This window comes from Rhizobium sp. 18055 (genome assembly GCF_902706285.1).
Lineage (GTDB): Bacteria > Pseudomonadota > Alphaproteobacteria > Rhizobiales > Rhizobiaceae > Rhizobium.
On sequence record NZ_CACSKD010000018.1, the window covers coordinates 1 to 20,558 of the forward strand.

Below are 20,558 nucleotides of genomic sequence, written 5' to 3' on the forward strand. Positions count from 1 at the left end.
CGGAGATTTCGTCGAAGGGGTTCATCGACATCTTGATGTTGGCGAGTTCGACACCCGTGCCATCCGGCTTGACGCGGATCTTCACGTTGTAGTCAACCACCCGCTTGACGGGGACGAGAATCTTCATGGGGTCCTTCCTTCAACTCTTTCGCCAAGAAAATGCGCGTTTCCGCGCTGCTCCGATTGTCGAATGGCGACATGGATACGCGTTTTTCCTCCAAAGACAACGCTTCCATGACGCAGACAGGCAAATTGAATCGGCAATAACTTACCTTTACGTTCACGTCAATATTGTTGACGTCACTTGTCCCAGGGCAGGCGTGGGCGTGGCGGCTGGCCGGGGATGCTGATCATGGCGGGATTGGGCGTGGCCCGGTCGCGCACGGCGCGCGGGGTGATCACCTCGCGGTCGAAAAGCGGCACGCCACGGCGGCGCATGACGGTGACAAGCAGGGCGCCGGCGATGATGCCGCCGACATGGGCACCCCAGGAGACGCTGCCATCCGGCTCCAGCGCCAGCATGACGAACTGCTGGCCGATCCAGAGGATGATGGGGATGAAGGCCGGCAGAGGCAGGGGCACGCGCATGAACACCAGCACCCAGACTTTGACGCGCGGATGCAGCATCAGATAGGCGGCGACGACGCCTGCAATGGCGCCGGATGCGCCAATCAAAGGCGATTGCGAGGTGACGCCGACAAGGCCGTGGCAGAGCGCGCCTGATATGGCGCACAGAAGATAGAAAATCAGGAAGCGGACATGGCCCAGCGCATCCTCGACATTGTCGCCGAACACCCAGAGGAACAGCATGTTGGAGGCGAGGTGCCAGAAGCTGGAGTGGACGAAGGAATAGGTGACGTAAGTCAGCGGCTCCGGCGTGTAGGCGAGCGCCGGCTCGAGATGAGCATAGTGGAAGGCGACGGCCGGGATATAGCCGAGGCCGACGAAGGCTGCCTGCGCGACGCTTTCGGTGGCGATGACGCCGGTGAACAGCCAGACGACGACGTTGATCGCGATCAGCCCCATGGTCACCCACTGCAGCTTGATGTGCTTCAGCGTATTGGCGTCGTGCAGCGGTATGAACATGAAGCCCCGGCGGTTCTGTTGCTCGTGGTCGGTGAGGCTAGCGGTTCTTGCCGGGAACCCAAAGCACGTCGGCCAGACCGCGGTCATTGGCGTGGCGGGCGGCGACGAAAAGGAAATCCGACAGGCGGTTGACGTATTTCAACGCAGCCGGGCTGACGATCTCGCCGTCGCTGCGACCGAGCGTCACCATCAGCCGTTCGGCGCGGCGGGTGATGGTGCGAGCCAGATGCAGATGGGCGGCGGCGGAATGGCCGCCCGGCAGCACGAAGGATTTCAGCGGCTGCAGATCGGCATTCAGCGTGTCGATGTCGTGTTCGACGCGGGTCACCTGGGTCTCGATGATCCGCAGCGGTTCGTATTCGGGTATCTCGCCAGTATCGGGGGTGGCGAGATCGGCGCCGAGGTCGAACAGGTCGTTCTGGATCATCATCAGCATGGCGTCGAGAACAGGCATGCCCTGCATGTGCAGCCTTGCGATGCCAATCGCCGAGTTGGCCTCGTCGATGGTGCCGTAGGCCTCGATGCGCAGGTCGTCCTTCAGGCGGCGCGGGCCGGAGACCAGTGCGGTGGTGCCGTCATCGCCAGTCTTGGTGTAGATCTTGTTGAGCTTGACCATCTCTGGTTCCTCTTCTTCCGAGTTCTCAGGTCGGCCGCCCGCCGCCGGTCAGCCACAGGGTCAGCATGATCAGGAAAACGGCCAGGGCCTGCAGCAGCACGCGCAGCTGCATCAGCTTGTTGGACAGGTTGGCATCGCCGCCCTTCATCATGTTGAAAAGGCCGCGCACCAGAACGATGGCGACCAGGCCCATGACGATGATGGCGAGAACGTAGACGACAGTAGACATGTGGTTTCCTCCTCCTCAGTCGAACCTGCGTATCAGACGGTAGAAGAGGTCTGCGGGCAGCAGTTTCTTCAGCAGGATGCCCTGCTTGGCCGGCCTGGTCACTGGGTAATGTGGTCGCGGGCGCCTGGCGTTCAATGCGTGCTTCAGCACGTCGTAGACGGCATCAGGGCCGAGCTTGTGGCGATTGGGGCCGCCGGAGCCATCGAGGCGGGCGAGCTGGCGACGATATTCGGTGGCGTGCGCCGAGCCTCTGAGGTCAATATGCTCGTTGATCTTCAAGAGCGAGGTGGCAACGAAGCGCGAGGTGATCGGGCCGGGCTCGATCAGGCTGACATGGATGCCGCTGCCCTCGAGCTCCATGCGCATGGTGATGCTGAGACCTTCGAGCGCAAACTTCGAGGCGGTGTAGGCGCCACGGAAGCGATAGGGCACGACGCCGAGGATCGACGAACACTGGACAATGCGGCCCTGGCCGCGCTTGCGCATCATCGGAATGATCTGCCGGGTTAGTTCGTGCCAGCCGAAAAAATTGGTCTCGAACTGTTCGCGCAGCACGTCGGTGGTCAGGTCCTCGACGGCGCCCGGCTGGCCGTAGGCGCCGTTGTTGAACAGCGCGTCGATGCGCCCGTTGCCTGCCCTGGTGACATCGCGGACGAAATCCGCGATCGAATCGCTGCTGGTGTAATCCATCCGGAAGGCTTCGATGCCGTCGGCTTCCAGCGGTGCCAGGTCGTCGAACTTGCGGACGGTGGCGAAGACGCGCCAGCCATCTGCCTTCAACGCACGGGCACAATAGGCACCGATCCCGGACGAACATCCGGTAATGATGATAGTGCGCTGATCCGACATGGAATGATTCCTGTACAAACTAGGACTCGTTTCCCATATTCGATCGGGCGACACAATGAGGAATGCCGGGAGCAGGAATGCCGAAAATATTTCGCATCTTCTATGATGTGCTCTACGACGCGATCTGGCATTTCCTCGAAGATGACGGCTTCGCCATGGCAAGCCATATTGCGCTCTCCAGCCTGCTGGCGGTGTTCCCCTTCCTGATCTTCGGAACCGCATTGGCAAATTTCCTCGGCGCCGACCAGTTTTCATCGACGGCCGTGCATCTGGTGTTCGACACCTGGCCGGAGGCGATCGCCAAGCCGCTGGCCGATCAGGTGCTGCAGGTTCTGACCGTGCCGCGTGGGGGGCTGCTGACGATCTCGGTGCTGGCGGCGGCCTATTTCGCCTCCAACGGCGTCGAGGCGCTGCGGATATCGCTCAACCGCGCCTACCGGGTGCAGGAAACGCGGCCGTGGTACTTCACCCGTCTTGCCAGCCTCGGCTTCGTCCTGATCGCGGTGGTGATCTTTGCGGCGATCAGCATCATGCTGGTGGCGGTGCCGCTGGCGCTGGATTATGCCCGGCAGTGGTTTCCGCTGTTTGCCGATACGCTCGACGTGGTGTTCGACTGGCGTATCTACGGTACGCTGTTCGTGCTGACTGTCGGGTTGCTGGTGGTGCATCTGTGGCTGCCGGCCGGGCGGCGGCGGGTGTTCGACGTGGTGCCGGGCGTGCTTCTGACGCTGATCCTGTGGTTCGCCGGTGCCCTGATCTTTGCCTATTACCTCGCGACCTTCGCCAATTACGCCGCCACCTATGCCGGTCTGGCCTCGGTGATGATCGTGCTGATCTTCCTTTACATGGTGGGCGTGATCTTCATCATCGGCGCCGAGCTCAATGCGGCGCTGTTGAAATTCCGGGTGCGGGCGATCTTCGCCCATAATTTTCTCAGCGGCCAAGGGACCAGCGGCCAGGGCGCCAAGGCTTCAAAGCCCGACAAGGTGGCGGATATCGGTCGCTGACAGACCTTTGGCCCGCAGTTCGGCAAGGCCGGTATCGCCGGCACTTTTCGAGAGCTTGCGGCCGTCGGCGTCGTTGATCAGGCGGTGATGGTGATAGGTCGGCGCCGGCAGGCCGAGCAGTGTCTGAAGCAATCGGTGCACCGATGTTGCGTGGTAGAGATCAAGGCCGCGCACCACATGGGTGATGCCCTGCAGCGCATCGTCGACGACGACCGAGAGATGATAGCTCGATGGCGCATCGGAACGCGACAGCACGACATCGCCCCATGCGGCGGGGTCGGCTGTGATCTCTCCACGCTCACCGTCGCCGGTCTCGCTCCACGCGAGCGGGCTTTCGACCGTCGCTATCGCCTTTGCCATGTCGAGCCGCCACGCGTGCTTTTGTCCTGATCCCAACAATTGCTTGCACTCTTCTGCCGATTTGGTGCGGTCGGTCGGTGGATAATGTGGCGAACCATCCGGATCGCGCGGCCAGGGCGTGCCGGTGTTCTCAATAGCGGTGACGTGAGCCTTGACCTCGCCACGGGTGAGAAAGGCGGGATAGGCGAGGCCGCGGTCGATCAGGCTGTCCAATGCGGTCTGATAGTCGGCGAAATGGTCGGATTGTCTTCGGGGCGGCTTTTCCCAATCGATACCGAGCCATGCGAGATCGGTCTCGATACCGGCTTCGAATTCGGGTGTGCAGCGGGCCAGATCTATGTCTTCCATGCGCAACAGAAATCGGCCGCCCGATGCCTTGGCCATGTCGCGGTTGAGGAGAGCCGACAGCGCGTGGCCGAGATGCAGCGGGCCGTTGGGGCTCGGGGCAAAACGGAAGACGGGCTTTTGACGGGGAATCGCGATCATGCTTTCTTCTGCCACGGATTTTACGAGATCGCGAGGAAGCGTGCAGATCATTCGCAACGACGACGATGTGAGATTGGGCTTGGAGCAGCTACTGCTGCTCGATCCGCGGCTGGTCTCTGTTGCTGCCGATGCCGGCCCCTTGCCGCTCAGGCTGCGCGAGCCGGGGTTCGAGGGCCTGGCGCATATCATCGTCTCGCAGATGGTGTCGCGGGCAAGCGCCGAGGCGATCTGGCGGCGGATGCGGCCGGGCGACGTGCTGCTGACGGCAGAAGTCTATGCCGCGCTGCGTCCGGACGCCTGGCGGGAGTTCGGCCTGTCGCGGGCGAAAGCCGAGACGCTGACCCGGATCGCCGAGGCGGCGGCTTCAGGGAGGCTCGATCTCTCGGCACTGTCGGGTCTGCCGCCGGCCGATGCGATGGCCGCGCTGACGGCGCTGAAGGGCGTCGGGCCGTGGACGGCGGAGGTCTATCTGATGTTCTGCGGTGGTCATGCCGATGTGTTTCCGTCCGGCGACGTGGCGCTGCAGAACGCGGTGGCTGCGGCATTCGGTCTCACGGAACGGCCAAGTGCTAAAAAACTGGCGGCTGATGCGCAGGCCTGGTCACCGTTCAGATCGGTGGCGGCGCGACTTTTCTGGGCGTATTATGCCGCAAAGCTCGGACGCGGCTTGCTGCCGGTGGCCTGAACTGCAACACTCGTCAACGTGGCTGTCCTGCTTGAATTTATTGGACTTCACAATGCCGTCACAAGCGGCCTAATATAAGAGTGCAGATGCCGAATCGATCAGGAGAGTGCCTTGACGATTGCCGTTTCCCCTCAGGCCCTGCCAGCGCTCGTTCTGAACGCTGACTACAGGCCGCTGAGCTATTACCCCTTGTCGCTATGGTCCTGGCAGGACGCGATCAAGGCCGTCTTCCTTGACCGTGTGAATATCATTGCGGAATACGAACATTCGGTCTCGTCTCCGAGCTTTTCGATGCGGCTTCCAAGTGTCGTGTGCCTGAAGACCTACGTCCAGCCTTCGCGCAATCCGGCTTTCACGCGCTTCAACGTGTTCCTGCGCGACAGGTTCGAGTGCCAGTATTGCGGCCAGCACGACGACCTGACCTTCGACCATGTCATTCCGCGCGCCCATGGCGGCGAGACGACCTGGCAGAATGTCGTGGCAGCCTGTTCTCCCTGCAATCTCAGGAAGGGCAGCAAGCTGCCGAAGCAGGCAGGCATGTTCCCGCACCAGAAGCCGTACCAGCCGACCGTGCAGGACCTGCACAACAATGGCCGGCTGTTCCCGCCGAACTATCTGCACGAGAGCTGGCTCGATTATCTCTACTGGGATAGCGAACTGCAGCCCTGATCGTTGCCGATCGGGACCGGATCACCTTATCCAGCCGCCATGCCTGATCAGGACGACTTGCGCACGCCGATGAAGGCGAAGGCGGCGAGGATGATGCTTGCAATGACATTCCAGCCGGCCATCGACAGGCCGAGAACGCGCAATGCCGCTTCGGTGCAGGAGGGGCCCTTGATGGTGTTGAGCTCCGTCAGCAGGTTGCCGGCATCCTGGGTCATGCTGCCGGCGCTGGTCGAGCAGGCGGTCGGGCCGGCCCAGAAGTGCCATTCGACGCCGGCGTGATAGACGCCGATGCCAGCGCCGACGACCATCAGCAGGCCACCGGCCAGAAGAAAGGTGCGGGCGATCCAGTTCGGCAAGCCGAGCGCCGAAGTGATGGCGCCGATGATGACCAGCGGGATGCCGTAATAATAGGGCTGGCGCTGCATCAGGCAGAGCTCGCAAGGGATATAGCCGCCTATATACTGGAAGCCGAGCGCGGAGCCGACGACCGCTGCCATGCCGACGGCCATCAGGATCGAATAGAGGAAGGCCGGGCGGCGGAGAGAGAAGGAGGCGGTCATGCAGGAGCTCCGGGGGATTGGCGCATTCGTGTGACGTCAGCTGGCCGATATCATTGGGCTTGCATCAGTGCGCAAGCAATTTGTAGGCGACGCCCAACGCGATCAACACGGCGGCGGCGATGGCGGTGATCTGGCCGAGGCGCTTCTCGATGAAATGACGGATCGGTTCGCCATAGTGGCGCAGCAGCCAGGCGAGGAACAGGAAGCGGGCGCCGCGCGCAATGATCGCCGAGATCACGAAGAAGCCGAGGTTCATGTGGATGACGCCGGCGAGGATCGTAACGATCTTGATCGGCGGCAGATGCGCCAGGCCTGATGTCACCAGGAGCAGCAGCAGGATTTCCCACTCGTCGTGAATGTAGACCCGCATCTGCTCGAAGGCGTCGAGCTTGCCGTAGAATTCCAGCACCGGGCGGGCAATCGTATCATAGGCGTAGTAACCGAGCATCCAGCCGGCGATGCCGCCAAGCACCGAGGCGACGGTGGCGACCAGCGCGTAGCGATAGGCGCGCTCGGGCCTGGCCAAGGCCATCGGCAGGAAGAGGACGTCGGCTGGAACCAGAAAGACGGAGCTTTCGACGAAGGCGATAACGGCAAGCCAGACTTCGGCCGATTTGCGGCCGGCGAGCGACATGGTCCAGTCATACAATCTGCGAAGCATTCCGATCCTTTCAGGTTGCGTGCATGAGCTTTATGGGGCTCGCATCGGCCTGTAAATGCTTGCTGTGTCACTCATGCGGCGGTGCGGCGAAAAAATCTTCGTGATCGCCGCGCCATGAGCGCCCACAGCCTCACGAGGCGATGTCGGAGGGCTGGACGCGCTTCTGGCGCATGACGTTCATCTCGGTGCGTTCGCGGGCCAGATCGCTGACCATCTGGCGCAGCGCCGGATGCTTTGATGTGAACATGTTGAAGTCGCGCCGCTCGAGCACGAAGAACTGGCAGAAATCGACAGCGACGACATCGGCATTGCGGCGGCCACCTGACAGAAGGGCTATTTCACCGAAGAAGGCACCGGGCTCCAGCCGGATCGGCTCGCCGGGGATCTGCACCTCGACGGCGCCGGAGGAGAGGAAATACATGCCGTCGCCACGGTCGCCCTTGCGCATCACGCGCTCGCCGGGAAGGGCGGATTTCGGGCGGAACAGCAGCAGCAGCTCTTCCTGCGAGTTCTCGTCGACATTGGCAAACAGCGGGAAGGTTTCGCTGAGTTCCTGCATCTCCAGATGATGCTGGTGCTGGCGCGCCTCGGTGATGGCGCGGATCTTGTCGAGCGCGTCGTTGAGCGTATCGAAGTTGGCGTGGCCGTGGCCGGCACTGACGGCCGGCCAGCGGCGCAGGACGTAATTGTGCAGCGCCTCTGCGCCGGCGCAGACGACCGGGTTGAGGGTGATCGAGATAATGGCGCTGGCGAGAATGATGTCCTGGCCGTCGGTCGGCAGCAGGCCGAGCGTGACGCCGAGGCCGGCGAGGATGAAGGAGAACTCGCCGATCTGCGCCAATCCGGCGGCCACCGTCAGCCCCATGCCGATCGGATAGCGCAGCAGGGTGACGACGGCAAAGGAGATGATCGCCTTGCCGACGATGATCAGCAACAGCGCGGCGATGACGCCGAGCGGCTGGCGCACCAGGATCGACGGATCGAACAGCATGCCGACGGAGACGAAGAACAGTACCGAGAAGGCGTTCTGCAGCGGCAGAGAGTCGGCGGCGGCCCGGTGGCTGAGGTTGGATTCGCTCATCACGACGCCGGCGAAAAACGCGCCGAGCGCAAAGGAGACGCCGAAGATCTCGGCCGAGCCGAAGGCGATGCCGAGCGCGATGGCCAGCACCGTCAGCGTGAACAGTTCGCGCGAGCCGGTTCTGGCAACGCGGGTCAAGAGCCAGGGCACGACCTTGGGACCGAGGAAGATCGCCATGGCGGCAAAGGCACCGACCTGCATCAGGGTGAGCGCAATGGTCAGCGGCAGCGGCATGCCGGCGCCGTGGGCTGCATTTTGCGGGGCGTGGCCGCCGAGAAGTTCGGCCAGCGCCGGCAAGAGCACCAGCGCCAGAACCATCACCAGGTCCTCGACGATCAGCCAGCCGACGGCGACGCGGCCGCTGGCGGAATCGACCAGGTTTCGCTCCTCCAGCGCCTTCAGCAAAACCACCGTGCTTGCGACCGAAAGGCTGAGCCCGAAGACGATGCCGGCGCCGAGGCTCCAGCCCCATAGCTCCGCAAGGCCGCAGCCGAGCAGGGTTGCCACGGCGATCTGGGCGATGGCACCGGGCACGGCTACCCCGCGCACGGCGAGCAAGTCGGCCGCGGAGAAATGCAGGCCGACGCCGAACATCAAAAGGATGACGCCCATTTCGGCCAACTGGCCGGCAAGACCCGCATCGGCGATAAAGCCCGGCGTGATCGGCCCGAGGAAAATGCCGGCCATCAGATAGCCAACCAGCGGCGGCAGCCGCAGCCGGTCGGCGATATAGCCGAGCACGGCCGCACAGACGAAGCTGACGGCAATGGTGGCGATGAGCGGGACTTCCTGATGCACGGTGGCGCTTTCCCCTTTGGCGGAGGCACTTTGACCGATGTGGGCGGGAAATTAAACCGTTGATTTAAAGTGTGCTATGTATGAATTCATATCACAACGCGCTGAAATGCAGGGCTTGCGGTGCACAACGCCGGTCAGCCATTCACCAATGTCATGGCTTTGCAGACGGATGCCGCTTTATTCGCCATTCTTCAATTGCTTTGTCCCGGCTTCGGGCGCATGCTCTTTCCTTCAGCAGCCACTGTTACGGGCGCTGCTGTTTGAGGGTCACCAAACCCTAGCCCCCTATTCGAAAGGAGGACCGCGATGTCTTCCAATGTAGATACGACGTACCTTTCCGGCGCCGATCTCGACTTTCTGCACGGCATTCTCGCAGAAGCCGGCTATTCCGGCGCCGACGACAGCGCCCGGCAGCTGCGCTCGAGCAGCGTTGCCGCCAACCTGCTGATCCGGCTGTTTCAGGAAGGCGTGACGGGTCGTGCGGAACTCTGCTCGCAGCTCGAGCGGCACTTCGGCAGTTTCGTGCGGGTGCGCAAAAGCGCGACGTCGCCGTTCCAGCGCTACGCGATCCAGGGATTGCCGGTGAAATCGCGGACGTGGCGGGTGGAGCTGGCGACGGCGCATTGACGGTATCAACGATTTGATACAACTTTAGCGTTTTCTAAAGCTGAAAATACAGGTGTTTCGACTACACCTGCTCGGATGAGCAAGTTTTCGCTGTTGGTGGTTCTGTCTTCGGTCGCCTCGTTTCTGGGCGCGGGCGGCTATACGCTAATTCCGCGTGAGCTCTATCACTCAGCATGCGATATCAAGGGCAACATCTCGATCAATTCGGCTGCGAGAATCTATCACGTCCGCGGCCAGGAAGACTACGACGCGACGATCATTCGGCCGGAGTACGGCGAGCGGTGGTTTTGCTCGGAGGCTGATGCGCGTGCTGCGGGATGGCGCAAGGCCGGGCGGTGAGGTTGGGCTGTCGTCGTTTGAGTTCAGTGGTGCCCCATGCCGGAGTCGAACCAGCACTTCTTTCGAAACTCGATTTTGAGTCGAGCGCGTCTACCAATTCCGCCAATGGGGCAACGGATACCGACGAGGCGGGTGTCTAGCATGCGTTCGGCGGGGGGCGCAAGACGGGCTGTGTGGTTAGCGGGCTGATTTCATGATGCTTCCGGCCGAAAGATTGCGGCCGGAAGCGGGTTGGTCAGTGGGCGACGGATACGGCAGGCGTGGCGGAGCTTGCCTTTTTCAGGGTGATCGCCAGGATCGAGGCCAGCAGGCAGAAAGCGCCGGCGATGAAGAAGGCGGGCAGGTAGCTCTGCAGCTCGGTGCGCGACAGGCCGGCACCATAGGCCGCAGTAGCGGCGCCCAGCTGGTGGCCGGTGAAGATCCAGCCGAAGACGATGCCGACCTTTTCCTTGCCGAAGCGTTCGGCGGCGAGCTTGACCGTCGGCGGCACGGTGGCGATCCAGTCGAGACCGTAGAAGACGGCGAAGATCGACAGACCGTAGAAGCTGAAATCGCTGAACGGCAGGAACAGCAGCGACAGGCCGCGCAGACCGTAATACCAGAACAGCAGCCAGCGATTGTCGAACCGGTCGGACAGCCAGCCGGAGCCGATGGTGCCGAAGAAATCGAAAATGCCCATGACGGCGAGAACGCTGGCCGCTGCCACCGGCAGGATGCCGAAATCACCGCAGAGCGTGACGAAATGCGTCTGGATCAGGCCGTTGGTGCTGAGGCCGCAGATGAAGAAGGTGGCAAACAGGATCCAGAAGGTCGAGGTCTTCGACACCTCTCTCAAGACGACGATCGGGGTTGCCAGCATGGCGAGCAGGCCACCCGTCTGGGCCGGCGGCGGCGGGGTGACGCGGTCTTCGCCGAAGGAGGGCAGGTTGAGGTCCGAGGGGCGGTCGCGCATGAAGGCGAGGACGACGAGGGCTGCAAACAGGATCATGCCGCAGACGAAGAAGACGGTGGCGCGCCAGCCGTAGCTCTCCGTCAGCTGCGCCATCAGCGGCAGGAACACCAGCTGGCCGGTGGCGGAACTGGCCGAGAGCATGCCGACGACGAGGCCGCGATGCCTGGTGAACCAGCGGGCCGAGATGGTGGCGGCGAGCACCATGGCGGTCAGGCCGGTGCCGAGGCCGACGACGACGCCCCAGAGCAGCAGGAGCTGCCAGATCTCGGTCATGAACAGCGAGCCGACGAAGCCGCTGGAGATGAGGATCATGGCGAAGACGATGACCTTGCGGACGCCGAAATAATTCATGAAGGCGGCCGAGAACGGTCCCATCAGGCCGAACAGCACGAGACGCACGGCAAGCGCCGAGGAGATCTGCGAGGTGTCCCAGCCGAACTCGTCCTGCAGCGGCTTGATCAGCACGCCTGGCGCGCCCATGGCGCCGGCGGTGACCAGCATGGTGATGAAGGTGGTGGCGACAACGACCCATCCGTAGTGGATGTTGCGCCGCGCCAGCGTGGAGGCAAGTGCAGTGGAGACCATGGGGGCTATTCCGTTCGGGGGTTGCCGGAAAGGCTAAAGCATATTTTTAGATGACGGCCATCATGTTTGTTGATTATTGATGATGGACGTCATATAAATTGTCAAGCGGCTATTTGGCCTCTGTTGAAGCCACGGATTGCGGAGAGCCGGATGCGGGTCACCAAGGAGAAGTTTGCCGAAAACCGGGAGAAGATCCTGCAGGTTGCCGGCGTGCTATTTCGCGAGAACGGTTTCGACGGGGTTGGCGTCGCCGAGATCATGAAGGCGGCGGGGATGACGCATGGCGGCTTTTACGGCCACTTCCAATCGAAGGAGGATCTGGCGCTGGAGGTCAGTCAGGCGCTGATCGCGCGGGTCAAGGTGCGCTGGAGCGAGATCATCTCGGCCGCGCCGGATCGGCCGCTGGATGCGCTTGTCAACCACTATATCTCGCGCTGCAGCGTCGATGATCCCGGCGGCAGCTGTGTGTTCGCAGCGCTGGTGCAGGAGGTGAGCCGCAGCCGCGGTGCGGTGCGCGCCACCTTCAATGACGGCCTGTCGATGCTGGTCGATATTCTCTCGACCATCGTGCCCGGCGAGACCGAGGAAGAACGCCGCGCCAGGGGCTTTACGACGCTGTCGTCGATGATGGGGGCTGTCATTCTGGCGCGCGCCGTCGAAAGCCGCGAGCTTTCCGACAGCTTCCTGTTCACGACGCGCGACGCTCTTTCGCCGGCTAATGGTTAGTCGCGGCCGCTGCGGCGGGCGATCAGACCGGTGATCTCGACGATTTCCTGGAAGCGGCCGTCGGGCGCGAGCCTGGCCAGTGCGACCCGCAGCTCGGTTTCGAAGGCTGCGGCCTTGTCGCCGAGGGTTTCCGGCGAAGTGACCGAGGTCGAGAAGGCGCGGCCGACGATGTCGTCGATGCTCAGTTGCCGCTCCCTGATGATGCCGATGCGTTCGAGATCGTTGAACGGCGATTGCAGCAGTACGGCTTCGTGCGGTGTCCAGTCCGGGCCCTTGCGGCGCTCGCGATCGGCATTGCGGGCGGGGGCGAAGGTTTCTGCGAGGCCGTTGACGACGTCGCGCCATTCCGGTGTCGATGACACATGGCGGTCGCCGAACAAGACGACGCAGCCGTCGGGGACGGTGATCTGGTCCAGCGCCTTCAGCGTCGCCGGGCGGTCCATCCAGTGGAAGGAGCGGCCCATCACCGTCATCTTCAGCGGTGCGAAGGCCTGGCCGAGATCGTAGGACGAGCCCTGGATGAAATCGACCGCGACGCCGGCGGCTGCCGCATCGGCGCGGGCGGTGTCGAGCATTTCCGGCTCGGGATCGAGGCCGGTGACGGTTGCTCCAGACAGGCGCGCGAAGGCGATGCCGAGCTGGCCGGGGCCGCAGCCGAGATCGAGCAGGCGCTCGCCGGGCGCAAGGCCGCCGCGGGCACTGACGCGCTCGATCAACTGGTCGGGATAGGGAACGCGGTAGCGGGTGTAATAGGCCGCGGTCGAGCGGAAACGACGGGCTTCGAAGGGGATGGCGGTCATCGGGATATCCTATTTGGAGCGCCCCATCGCTAGAGCCGGACTGTGACTTGTTGTTGACGGTCGTTGCCACGGCGATGGGGCGTTCCGATCACCTTTACTTGAAGCCTTCGACCTGATGCGGGACGTAGGGCTGTTCGAGTGCCGCAACATCTTCGGCCGAGAGCTTGACGGCAAGGGCGCCGACGGCATCGGCGATGTGGCCGGGCTTGGAGGCGCCGATGATCGGGGCGGTGACGGCGCTCTTCTGCATGATCCAGGCGGTGGCGATCTGGGCGCGGGAGACGCCGTGCTTCTTCGCCAGATAGCCGACGATGCCGATGATGGCGCGGTCGGCGTCCTCGGCCTGCTTGTAGAGCGTCTTGCCGAATTCGTCGGTTTCGCTGCGGGCGGTCTTTTCGTCCCAGTCGCGGGTGAGGCGGCCGCGCGCCAGCGGGCTCCAGGGAATGACAGCGATCTTCTGATCCTGGCAGAAAGGCAGCATCTCGCGCTCTTCCTCGCGGTAGAGCAGGTTGAGATGGTCCTGCATGCTGACAAACGGTGTCCAGCCATTGGCCTTGGAGGTGTTGATCATCTTGGCGAACTGCCAGGCATACATCGACGAGGCGCCGATATAGCGGGCCTTGCCTGCCTTGACGACATCATGCAGCGCCTCCAGCGTTTCCTCGATCGGGGTGGTCGGATCAAAGCGGTGGATCTGGTAGAGGTCGACGTAATCGGTGCCGAGGCGGCGCAGGCTGTTGTCGATCTCGTCGAAGATCGCCTTGCGCGACAGGCCGGCGCCATTGGGGCCGGGGCGCATGCGGTTGAACACCTTGGTGGCGAGAACGATCTCCTCGCGCCTTGAGAAATCCCTTATGGCGCGGCCGACGATCTCTTCGGAGGAACCGTCTGAATAGGTGTTGGCGGTGTCGAGGAAATTGATGCCGGCTTCGAGCGCCTGACGGATCAGCGGGCGGCTCGCCTCCTCGCCCTGCGTCCAGGCGTGGTTGCCGCGGTCGGGATCGCCGAAGGTCATGCAGCCGAGGCAGATTTTCGAGACCTCGAGGCCGGTGCCGCCAAATTTAACGTAATCCATGAAATCGCTCCGTGATGAAGATGAAACCCAGACGCCCTCACAATCTAGGGCGGCAGCCGCGATAATGTCAGCGGTCCCGGCGAATTATCGCATGTCCCGCGGCGGCAAGTTGGCCATTGCCCTTCACGCTTGCGTGTTCATGGCGCAAGGTGTTAGCTGCTGCAGCATCATCGGACCCTGCTCATGAAACTGCGCCCATGAAACTGCCGCCGCGCGATCGTTATGACGATCTCTATCGCGATTTTGCCTGGACCATTCCTGCGGATTTCAACATCGGCCGCGCCGTCAGCGACGACTGGGCGGCGCGCGCGCCGGAGCGGATTTGTCTTGAGCATTTCAGTGCTGACGGCCAGCACCTGTCGATGAGCTATGGCACGCTTGCAGCGCGCTCGTCGTCGCTGGCCAACGGTCTCGTTTCGCTGAGGGTGAAGAAGGGCGATCGGGTGGCGCTGCTGTTGCCGCAGTCGTTCGAGACGGTGATTGCGCATGTGGCGATCTACAAGATGGGTGGAATAGCGGTGCCGCTGGCGCTGCTGTTCGGTGTCGAGGCGCTGGAGTATCGGCTGCAGACGGCAGGCGTGAGCGCGATCATCACCAACGGCTTCGGGCTGGAGCGGGTTCGGCAGATCCGGGATCGGTTGCCGGAGCTGAAAACCGTGATCAGCGTCGATGATGATGGCGATGCGCTATCCTTCTCGGCGTTGGTGGATGCGCATTCACCCGCGTTCGACGTGCCGCCGACCAATCCTGACGAACCGGCGCTGATGATCTTCACCTCGGGCACAACAGGGGCGCCGAAGGGCGCGCTGCATGGCCATCGGGTTCTGGCAGGCCATATTCCGGGGATGCAGTTTGCGCATGAGGGCTTTCCGCAGCCCGGAGACAAAATGTGGACGCCATCCGATTGGGCCTGGGCGGGCGGTTTGCTGAATGCGCTGCTGCCGAGCCTGCTGCTCGGCGTGCCTGTCGTGTCGTCGCCGGCGCAGAAATTCGATGCCGACATGGCCTATCGGATCATGGCGGAGATGAAGGTGCGCAACGGGTTCATTCCGCCGACGGCCCTGCGACTGATGAAGGCGGTGGCCGATCCGCGCAGCAAATATGATCTGGTGCTGAGGACCATCGGTTCGGCCGGCGAGGCGCTGGGGGCGGAGACCTATGAATGGGTCAAGCGCACGCTCGGCATTGGCGTCAACGAATTCTACGGGCAGACGGAGTGCAATTTCGTGCTGTCGTCGAGTGCTGTGCATGGGGTCAGCAAGGCGGGTGCCATCGGGCGGCCGGTGCCGGGGCATCGCGTGGCGATCGTCGATGATGCCGGGACCGAACTGGCTGTCGGCGAGGCCGGGCAGATCGTGATTGCGCAGCCTGATCCGGTGATGTTTCTCGGCTACTGGAACGATGAGGAAGCGACTACGCGCAAGTTTGCCCGCGACTGGCTGCTGACCGGCGATCTTGGGCGGCAGGATGTGGAGGGCTATGTCACCTTTCTCGGGCGCGACGACGATGTCATCACCTCGTCGGGATACCGGATCGGACCTGCCGAGATCGAGGATTGTCTCAGCGGCCATCCGGCGGTGCAGATGGCAGCAGCGATCGGCAAACCGGATGCGCTGCGCACCGAGATCGTCAAGGCCTATGTGGTGCTGGTGCCGGGGTTCGAGCCGAGCATGACGTTGGAAGCAGACATCCGCAACTGGGTGAAGACGCGGCTGTCGATGCACGAATATCCGCGCGAGGTCGAATTTGTCGATACGCTGCCGCTGACCACCTCGGGCAAGGTGATCCGCCGGCTGCTGCGCGAGCGGGCGGTGGCCGATAAGGGCATTTCAAGCTGAATGTTGCTGTTTCACAAGGCATTCGAGACATTGGAATTGGCGACATGGGTGTCAGAAATTATTTGATTGAAGGTGTTTCAGGGACCGGCAAGACGTCCGTCGCCACCGAATTGCAGCAGCGGGGCTATCACGTCATCCACGGCGATCGAGAACTGGCATATCAAGGCGATCCGCGGACGGGCGAGCCGCTGGATATCGCTGCCCGGGTGGAGGCGGCTCTGGATGTGGCTTTCAGGCATCAACACCACCTGTGGAATGTCGATAAAGTCAAAGCGCTGGTTGCCGATCAAAGCAACCCGATGGTCTTCTTCTGCGGTGGTTCGAGGAATTTCGATCAGTTCATTGATTTTTTTGACGATGTGTTCGTTCTGGCGGTCGATGCATGCACATTGAAGCGGAGGCTTGCTGCCCGAGCCGAGAACGAGTTCGGCGGAAAGGCGGCCGAGCAGGAATTGGTCATGCGGCTGCATTCAACGCGAGAAGACATTCCAAAGGGCGCAACAGCGATTGATGCCACCGCGCCACTTTGCTTGGTTGTCGACGAGATCCTATCGAAATGCGGCAAGCCTGAACAGACGCTAGAATAATCGTGGCGGATGCATTCAGGGTCCCGCTGCCTAGCCGCGCCCTGCCAGCGACAGGATTTTCTGGCGCAGCATTTTTGCGACGTTGCGGGTGCTGCTGTAGAGGTGCAACTGGGCTGCGACCTGGCGGACGTCGCGGTCGGCGTTCTGGTTGAGGCCGATGACGACAGTGCCCATTTCCTCGCGCTCCTGCCAGAAGCGGCTCATGATCGGGTGATCGGGTATCGCGCAGGAATCGGAGCGGACGATGTTGGCGTCGTCGAGGTGCCATTCGGTCAGTTCGGCCATCAGCAGCTTGCCCGGCGAATAGCGGGCATAGGCCTCGTCATAGGCGGTCTTCCACGTATAGGCTTCGCCGCCCATCATCAGCACGACCGTCGATGCGATCGATTTGCCGTTGAAGTCGATGCTGTGGATACGCACGGCATCGACGGCGGCGAGGTTGGAGATTGCCTCGCGGGCAAAGGCGGTGTGATAGCGGTCGGTCACCAGCGCGCTGCGCTTCTTGCCCTTCCAGCCGCCGGCTTCCAGCGCCAGGAATTCCTCGAAGCGCAGGTGGATGTCGCGCGGCTGGCGGGCGACGTTGTAGACGACGGTTCCCTGTTCTTCCAGCAGGCGCCACTGGCGGCGCATCTCGCGCAGGTGCGAGGAAGAAACCGACTGGCGCAGGTAGGCGGTGGCGTCCTCGTCGCTTTGCAGCATCGGGCGCAGATAGGGGTTGGTGGTTGATATCGGCAGGTTGCGGCCGATGGCGACGGCGCGGATCATGCGGGCGAAAATGCCGTTCAGCCTGAGATCGGGCAGCACCAGGATGGGTGGCATGCGCAGATCACGCGCGGTCAATCCGTCCAGCAGATTGTCCAGGGTCTCGGCGGCATCCTCGCCATCGAGCAGCGGCGTGCCGAGCGGCGCGAAGCTGTTTGCCCAGACGCGGATAATCGACGGACCGACGGCAAAGCCCGGCTTTTCGATCGAGAACGGCATCAGCACGCGCAGGCGACTGCGGGTTTCGTCCTTGTCGCGCAGCAGCGCGAAATTGACGGCGCGGTCGTCGAGGCGCGGCATGGCGGGCGCCAGGAAGCGGCCGGTGAAGAAGACGTTCGGTTCCAGCGCGCGGTTGGAGAGGAAATCGAGCTCCTCCTGCAGGTCGTAGCCGAGCTTGCCGGAATAGACGCAGAGCTCGCGGCCGGGGCGGCCGACCTCGACGCGGGCTTGCGCCTGCGGCGCGTCGAATTCCAGCGATGCCAGCTCATGGACCATGCGGTTTGCGGTGGCGTCTGTCGTGTGGGAACCGGGAGGAGTGCGCACCATTCTGTCAGGCTTCCATGTCGTTGCCGGCGGCAGCCGGTCTGGCGAAGGCGAAGAGGGCGATGCCGAGCGCATGGCGCACGGCGAAATGCAGGAGCAGCGCTTCGACACCCATGGCCGATGCGGTGGCGATCGCCGCGCCCTCGATGCCGAAATGCGGGATAAGGAGGATGTTGAGGGCGACGTTGGCCGTTAGCGCCGCGGCGTAGAGCGCGACGCAGATATTCTGCTTGCCTGCCATCATCAGCAGCGTTTCGGCGGGGCCGACCAGCGACTTGGCGAGAATGCCGGCAAGCAGGATGACCATCAGGATATAGCCTGATGTGAAGGCACCGCCGAACAGCGACAGCAGCAGGTGGCCGGCGGCCAGCACGACGAGACCGACGGCGAGTGCCGGCCAGAAGGTCCATTTGGCGGCGTCGATGGCGGCTACCGCCAGTTCGGCGCGGGTGCCCTCGGCGATGATGCTGGAAAAGCGCGGGCCGGAGGCGGCCTTGACGGAGAAGTTGATGAAATGCACCAGCGCCATGGTCTTGGCGGCGGCAAAGTAGATGGCGACGTCGTGCGGCTCGAGAAAGATGCCGACGACGACGACGTCGGAATTGGTGAGCAGGAAGCTGACGCCCTCGATCAGGAAGATCGGGAAGGCGACGCTGAGCCAGCCGAGGAAATCGACCTTGCGTGGTCCTTCATGATAGTGGCGGCGCAGGCGGATCAGCGTTGCCACATACTGGCCGAGGGCTGTGACGTAGGTGGCAACCAGTGCTGCCTGCATGGCGGTTACGGCTGTGTGCGGGGCGCCGAGGCCGATGGCACCCAGCATGCAGGCGATGATCAGCAGCGGGCGGATGATATAGACAGGGCTCAGCGCCATCACCGGCCAGTGGTTGGCGCGCGAGGTGCCCTCCAGAATATCGCCGAGCGCGATCATCGGCATGGCGAGCAGGCCGAGAAAGATCGGCATTACGTAATAGCTCTGGATGCGGTCGCCGAAGAGGTGCAGAGCGACCATGCCGATGGCCAGCACCATGGTGCCGGACAGCAGCCCGAACAGGCGGGCGGTGCCTGTCAGGCCCCGGATTTCCTCGAAGGCGCCCGTCGCCTTGTAGTGCGGCAGAAAGCGGATGATGGCGGTGTGGAAGCCGAGGCAGGAGAGATCGCCGAACAGAACAATCAGCACCCAGACGAAGACGAAGATGCCGTATTCGTATTCGCCCATCAGCCGGGCGAGGACGATCTGGGAGGCGAAGGCAAGGGCGGCGCTGATGATGCGGATGGCGAATGCGGTCAGCGCCATGCGCTGGGCGGCGGCTTTCTCGCCGCGCTCCGTCAGCACATCGGCCAGCATGCGGAGCACGCGGCCGCCCGCAGGACGCAGGCCCGCCGGTAGCATCTTTTCCGCTGTCTCGATGACCGCCATAATGGACACGCAAAACTCTCTGGCAAATCGTGCCTAGAGTAGTGGCAGAACAGCGTTAACAAACGGTTGTGGCTGGGGGCGGCGGTTTAACGATCGGTGGGCTCTACGGGTCATCCGCCGCCGCGCGTGAGGGCGCGGTCGATCAGCGTATCGAGGATCTCCGGATAGCCGACGCCTGACGCCGCCATGGCCTTGGCGTACATGCTGATATTGGTGAATCCGGGGATGGTGTTGAGCTCGTTGACCACGAAGGACATACCCTCAGTCAGGAAGAAATCGACCCGGGCCATGCCGTCGCAGCCAAGTGCCTTGAAGGCCTGGCCTGCGGTCACGCGCATCACGTCCTCGATCTCTTTCGGCAGTTGGGCCGGGACGCGCAGGGCTGCGCCATCCTCGTCGATGTACTTGGCCTCGTAGCTGTAGAAGCCGTGGCTTGCGGCCGGGGCGATCTCGCCGGGGAGCGACACGAAAATCTGGCGATCGGCGTGTTCGAGCACGCTGAATTCGATCTCGCGGCCGGCGATGAATTCTTCGGCGAGCAGCTTGCTGTCGTGCTTGAAGCCTTCGGCCAGCGCTGCGGTGAAATCCTGCGGGTTCTTCACCTTGCTGACGCCGACGGAAGAGCCCTGGCGGGCCGGTTTGATGAAGAGGGGCAGGCCGAGTTGTTCCGTCAGCTCTTCGAAGGAGGGCACGGTATCCTTGTCGATGCAAATGCCCCTGGCCACCGGGAGGCCGGCTTCTCTCAGCAGGCGCTTGGCGATGTCCTTGTCGATCGCGGTGACCGAGCCGAGCAAGCCGCAGCCTGCGAGCGGCACGCGGGCGACGGCGGCCAGGCCCTGCACGGAGCCGTCTTCGCCATGCATGCCGTGCAGCACGGGAAAGATGACGTCGATGGCGGGCAGCTCATACGAAGCGGCGTCTTCGGGGATGGCGAGCAGGCGACCGTGGCCGCCGGGCAGCAGGCAGAGCTGCGGCGCGCCTTTCACGGTAGCAGCCGCGGAAAGCTCGGTTGCTTCGGGCGGCATCCGCCATTCTCCTTCGCGGGTCACGAAGATCGGCATTACATCATATCGCTCGGGATCGAGGGCGTTGACGACATTGGTGGCCGATAGGATCGAGACATCATGCTCCGGCGAGCGACCGCCGAACAGGATGGCGATGCGCAGGCGCGTCTTCGCGGATCGGGCAGTGTCTGCAGTCGAATGGGTGGTCGGCAT

At 62.9% G+C, this 20,558-nt stretch carries 22 protein-coding genes, 1 tRNA gene and 1 pseudogene; 8 read left to right on the forward strand and 16 right to left on the reverse strand.

The genetic code is table 11. The features are described from left to right. The 5 genes and pseudogenes from GVL52_RS23850 to GVL52_RS23870 form a co-directional block, all read right to left on the reverse strand. Positions 1-127, reverse strand: a pseudogene (locus GVL52_RS23850) (electron transfer flavoprotein subunit beta/FixA family protein); the annotation flags it as partial. Between the two features lie 173 nt (positions 128-300). Further along, complete coding sequence (locus tag GVL52_RS23855) at positions 301-1,086, reverse strand: rhomboid family intramembrane serine protease (protein ID WP_160011687.1); 786 nt, start codon at positions 1,084-1,086, stop codon at positions 301-303. Between the two features lie 37 nt (positions 1,087-1,123). After that, entirely contained in the window at positions 1,124-1,702 is a 579-nt protein-coding gene (locus tag GVL52_RS23860; protein ID WP_160011689.1) for a cob(I)yrinic acid a,c-diamide adenosyltransferase, read from the reverse strand. Between the two features lie 25 nt (positions 1,703-1,727). Continuing rightward, positions 1,728-1,931, reverse strand: a complete 204-nt coding sequence (locus GVL52_RS23865; RefSeq protein ID WP_160011691.1) for a twin transmembrane helix small protein — start codon at positions 1,929-1,931, stop codon at positions 1,728-1,730. 15 nt (positions 1,932-1,946) lie between these two features. Next, positions 1,947-2,780, reverse strand: a complete 834-nt coding sequence (locus tag GVL52_RS23870; protein ID WP_160011693.1) for an SDR family oxidoreductase — start codon at positions 2,778-2,780, stop codon at positions 1,947-1,949. 77 nt (positions 2,781-2,857) lie between these two features. Between GVL52_RS23870 and GVL52_RS23875 the strand changes: the two genes are divergently transcribed. Then, the gene (locus GVL52_RS23875; protein ID WP_160011695.1) at positions 2,858-3,787 is read left to right on the forward strand and encodes a YihY/virulence factor BrkB family protein; all 930 of its coding nucleotides are present in this window, start codon (positions 2,858-2,860) and stop codon (positions 3,785-3,787) included. Here the strand turns inward: GVL52_RS23875 and gluQRS are convergent. Next, on the reverse strand, positions 3,752-4,633 hold the full coding sequence (gluQRS, locus tag GVL52_RS23880) for a tRNA glutamyl-Q(34) synthetase GluQRS (RefSeq protein WP_160011697.1): 882 nt from the start codon (positions 4,631-4,633) through the stop codon (positions 3,752-3,754). The genes GVL52_RS23875 and gluQRS overlap by 36 nt on opposite strands. On the opposite strand from gluQRS, the gene GVL52_RS23885 reads away from it, so the two are divergent. Further along, positions 4,632-5,318 (forward strand): DNA-3-methyladenine glycosylase, encoded by a 687-nt coding sequence (locus tag GVL52_RS23885; protein ID WP_160011699.1) that lies wholly within the window; start codon positions 4,632-4,634, stop codon positions 5,316-5,318. The genes gluQRS and GVL52_RS23885 overlap by 2 nt on opposite strands. A 111-nt stretch (positions 5,319-5,429) precedes the next feature. Continuing rightward, positions 5,430-5,987 carry an HNH endonuclease gene (locus tag GVL52_RS23890; protein ID WP_160011701.1) on the forward strand — a complete coding sequence of 186 codons (558 nt, stop codon included), beginning with the start codon at positions 5,430-5,432 and terminating at the stop codon, positions 5,985-5,987. 47 nt (positions 5,988-6,034) lie between these two features. Here the strand turns inward: GVL52_RS23890 and GVL52_RS23895 are convergent, their stop codons facing one another. The 3 genes from GVL52_RS23895 to GVL52_RS23905 form a co-directional block, all read right to left on the reverse strand. Continuing rightward, entirely contained in the window at positions 6,035-6,547 is a 513-nt protein-coding gene (locus GVL52_RS23895) for a disulfide bond formation protein B (protein WP_160011703.1), read from the reverse strand. 64 nt (positions 6,548-6,611) lie between these two features. Continuing rightward, positions 6,612-7,208, reverse strand: coding sequence for a YqaA family protein (locus tag GVL52_RS23900; RefSeq protein WP_160011705.1), 597 nt, complete (start codon positions 7,206-7,208; stop codon positions 6,612-6,614). A gap of 130 nt (positions 7,209-7,338) precedes the next feature. Next, positions 7,339-9,087: a cation:proton antiporter gene (locus GVL52_RS23905; protein ID WP_160011707.1), complete on the reverse strand. Its 1,749-nt coding sequence runs from the start codon at positions 9,085-9,087 to the stop codon at positions 7,339-7,341. 306 nt (positions 9,088-9,393) lie between these two features. Between GVL52_RS23905 and GVL52_RS23910 the strand changes: the two genes are divergently transcribed. Together GVL52_RS23910 and GVL52_RS23915 are read left to right on the forward strand one after the other, a co-directional pair. Beyond that, positions 9,394-9,714, forward strand: a complete 321-nt coding sequence (locus GVL52_RS23910) for a hypothetical protein (protein ID WP_306440382.1) — start codon at positions 9,394-9,396, stop codon at positions 9,712-9,714. Between the two features lie 75 nt (positions 9,715-9,789). Beyond that, positions 9,790-10,053: a hypothetical protein gene (locus GVL52_RS23915; protein WP_160011709.1), complete on the forward strand. Its 264-nt coding sequence runs from the start codon at positions 9,790-9,792 to the stop codon at positions 10,051-10,053. Positions 10,054-10,080: 27 nt separating this feature from the next. Here the strand turns inward: GVL52_RS23915 and GVL52_RS23920 are convergent. Then, positions 10,081-10,165 (reverse strand) — tRNA-Leu (locus tag GVL52_RS23920). Between the two features lie 123 nt (positions 10,166-10,288). Next, positions 10,289-11,590 carry an MFS transporter gene (locus tag GVL52_RS23925; RefSeq protein ID WP_160011711.1) on the reverse strand — a complete coding sequence of 434 codons (1,302 nt, stop codon included), beginning with the start codon at positions 11,588-11,590 and terminating at the stop codon, positions 10,289-10,291. Between the two features lie 150 nt (positions 11,591-11,740). On the opposite strand from GVL52_RS23925, the gene GVL52_RS23930 reads away from it, so the two are divergent. Next, the gene (locus GVL52_RS23930) at positions 11,741-12,316 is read left to right on the forward strand and encodes a TetR/AcrR family transcriptional regulator (protein ID WP_160011713.1); all 576 of its coding nucleotides are present in this window, start codon (positions 11,741-11,743) and stop codon (positions 12,314-12,316) included. Here GVL52_RS23930 and GVL52_RS23935 read toward each other — a convergent pair. Together GVL52_RS23935 and GVL52_RS23940 are read right to left on the reverse strand one after the other, a co-directional pair. Next, a complete protein-coding gene (locus GVL52_RS23935; RefSeq protein WP_160011715.1) occupies positions 12,313-13,116 on the reverse strand; it encodes a class I SAM-dependent methyltransferase in 804 nt (267 codons plus the stop codon). The genes GVL52_RS23930 and GVL52_RS23935 overlap by 4 nt on opposite strands. 94 nt (positions 13,117-13,210) lie before the next feature. Beyond that, entirely contained in the window at positions 13,211-14,191 is a 981-nt protein-coding gene (locus GVL52_RS23940) for an aldo/keto reductase (protein ID WP_160011717.1), read from the reverse strand. A 197-nt stretch (positions 14,192-14,388) separates the two neighbouring features. On the opposite strand from GVL52_RS23940, the gene GVL52_RS23945 reads away from it, so the two are divergent. Continuing rightward, complete coding sequence (locus GVL52_RS23945; protein ID WP_160011719.1) at positions 14,389-16,029, forward strand: AMP-binding protein; 1,641 nt, start codon at positions 14,389-14,391, stop codon at positions 16,027-16,029. 44 nt (positions 16,030-16,073) lie between these two features. Continuing rightward, positions 16,074-16,616 (forward strand): AAA family ATPase, encoded by a 543-nt coding sequence (locus tag GVL52_RS23950; protein WP_160011721.1) that lies wholly within the window; start codon positions 16,074-16,076, stop codon positions 16,614-16,616. Between the two features lie 30 nt (positions 16,617-16,646). Here GVL52_RS23950 and GVL52_RS23955 read toward each other — a convergent pair whose 3' ends face one another. The 3 genes from GVL52_RS23955 to GVL52_RS23965 form a co-directional block, all read right to left on the reverse strand. Further along, positions 16,647-17,924, reverse strand: a complete 1,278-nt coding sequence (locus tag GVL52_RS23955) for a GNAT family N-acetyltransferase (protein WP_160011723.1) — start codon at positions 17,922-17,924, stop codon at positions 16,647-16,649. A 4-nt stretch (positions 17,925-17,928) separates the two neighbouring features. Further along, positions 17,929-19,341 carry an oligosaccharide flippase family protein gene (locus tag GVL52_RS23960; RefSeq protein WP_160011865.1) on the reverse strand — a complete coding sequence of 471 codons (1,413 nt, stop codon included), beginning with the start codon at positions 19,339-19,341 and terminating at the stop codon, positions 17,929-17,931. Between the two features lie 110 nt (positions 19,342-19,451). Continuing rightward, on the reverse strand, positions 19,452-20,558 hold the full coding sequence (locus GVL52_RS23965; protein ID WP_160011725.1) for a D-alanine--D-alanine ligase family protein: 1,107 nt from the start codon (positions 20,556-20,558) through the stop codon (positions 19,452-19,454).

Excerpts from the sequence above, each read along its gene's own strand:
- GVL52_RS23860 (WP_160011689.1), bottom strand. The coding sequence starts at position 1,702 with ATGGTCAAGCTCAACAAGATCTACACCAAGACTGGCGATGACGGCACC.
- GVL52_RS23960 (WP_160011865.1), bottom strand. The coding sequence starts at position 19,341 with ATGGCGGTCATCGAGACAGCGGAAAAGATGCTACCGGCGGGCCTGCGT.
- GVL52_RS23855 (WP_160011687.1), bottom strand. The coding sequence starts at position 1,086 with ATGTTCATACCGCTGCACGACGCCAATACGCTGAAGCACATCAAGCTG.
- GVL52_RS23865 (WP_160011691.1), bottom strand. The coding sequence starts at position 1,931 with ATGTCTACTGTCGTCTACGTTCTCGCCATCATCGTCATGGGCCTGGTC.
- GVL52_RS23935 (WP_160011715.1), bottom strand. The coding sequence starts at position 13,116 with ATGACCGCCATCCCCTTCGAAGCCCGTCGTTTCCGCTCGACCGCGGCC.
- GVL52_RS23930 (WP_160011713.1), top strand. The coding sequence starts at position 11,741 with ATGCGGGTCACCAAGGAGAAGTTTGCCGAAAACCGGGAGAAGATCCTG.
- GVL52_RS23910 (WP_306440382.1), top strand. The coding sequence starts at position 9,394 with ATGTCTTCCAATGTAGATACGACGTACCTTTCCGGCGCCGATCTCGAC.
- GVL52_RS23915 (WP_160011709.1), top strand. The coding sequence starts at position 9,790 with ATGAGCAAGTTTTCGCTGTTGGTGGTTCTGTCTTCGGTCGCCTCGTTT.
- GVL52_RS23945 (WP_160011719.1), top strand. The coding sequence starts at position 14,389 with ATGAAACTGCCGCCGCGCGATCGTTATGACGATCTCTATCGCGATTTT.
- GVL52_RS23950 (WP_160011721.1), top strand. The coding sequence starts at position 16,074 with ATGGGTGTCAGAAATTATTTGATTGAAGGTGTTTCAGGGACCGGCAAG.
- GVL52_RS23895 (WP_160011703.1), bottom strand. The coding sequence starts at position 6,547 with ATGACCGCCTCCTTCTCTCTCCGCCGCCCGGCCTTCCTCTATTCGATC.
- GVL52_RS23940 (WP_160011717.1), bottom strand. The coding sequence starts at position 14,191 with ATGGATTACGTTAAATTTGGCGGCACCGGCCTCGAGGTCTCGAAAATC.
- GVL52_RS23875 (WP_160011695.1), top strand. The coding sequence starts at position 2,858 with ATGCCGAAAATATTTCGCATCTTCTATGATGTGCTCTACGACGCGATC.
- GVL52_RS23885 (WP_160011699.1), top strand. The coding sequence starts at position 4,632 with ATGCTTTCTTCTGCCACGGATTTTACGAGATCGCGAGGAAGCGTGCAG.
- GVL52_RS23925 (WP_160011711.1), bottom strand. The coding sequence starts at position 11,590 with ATGGTCTCCACTGCACTTGCCTCCACGCTGGCGCGGCGCAACATCCAC.
- GVL52_RS23870 (WP_160011693.1), bottom strand. The coding sequence starts at position 2,780 with ATGTCGGATCAGCGCACTATCATCATTACCGGATGTTCGTCCGGGATC.
- GVL52_RS23955 (WP_160011723.1), bottom strand. The coding sequence starts at position 17,924 with ATGGTGCGCACTCCTCCCGGTTCCCACACGACAGACGCCACCGCAAAC.
- GVL52_RS23900 (WP_160011705.1), bottom strand. The coding sequence starts at position 7,208 with ATGCTTCGCAGATTGTATGACTGGACCATGTCGCTCGCCGGCCGCAAA.
- GVL52_RS23965 (WP_160011725.1), bottom strand. The coding sequence starts at position 20,558 with ATGCCGACCACCCATTCGACTGCAGACACTGCCCGATCCGCGAAGACG.
- gluQRS (WP_160011697.1), bottom strand. The coding sequence starts at position 4,633 with ATGATCGCGATTCCCCGTCAAAAGCCCGTCTTCCGTTTTGCCCCGAGC.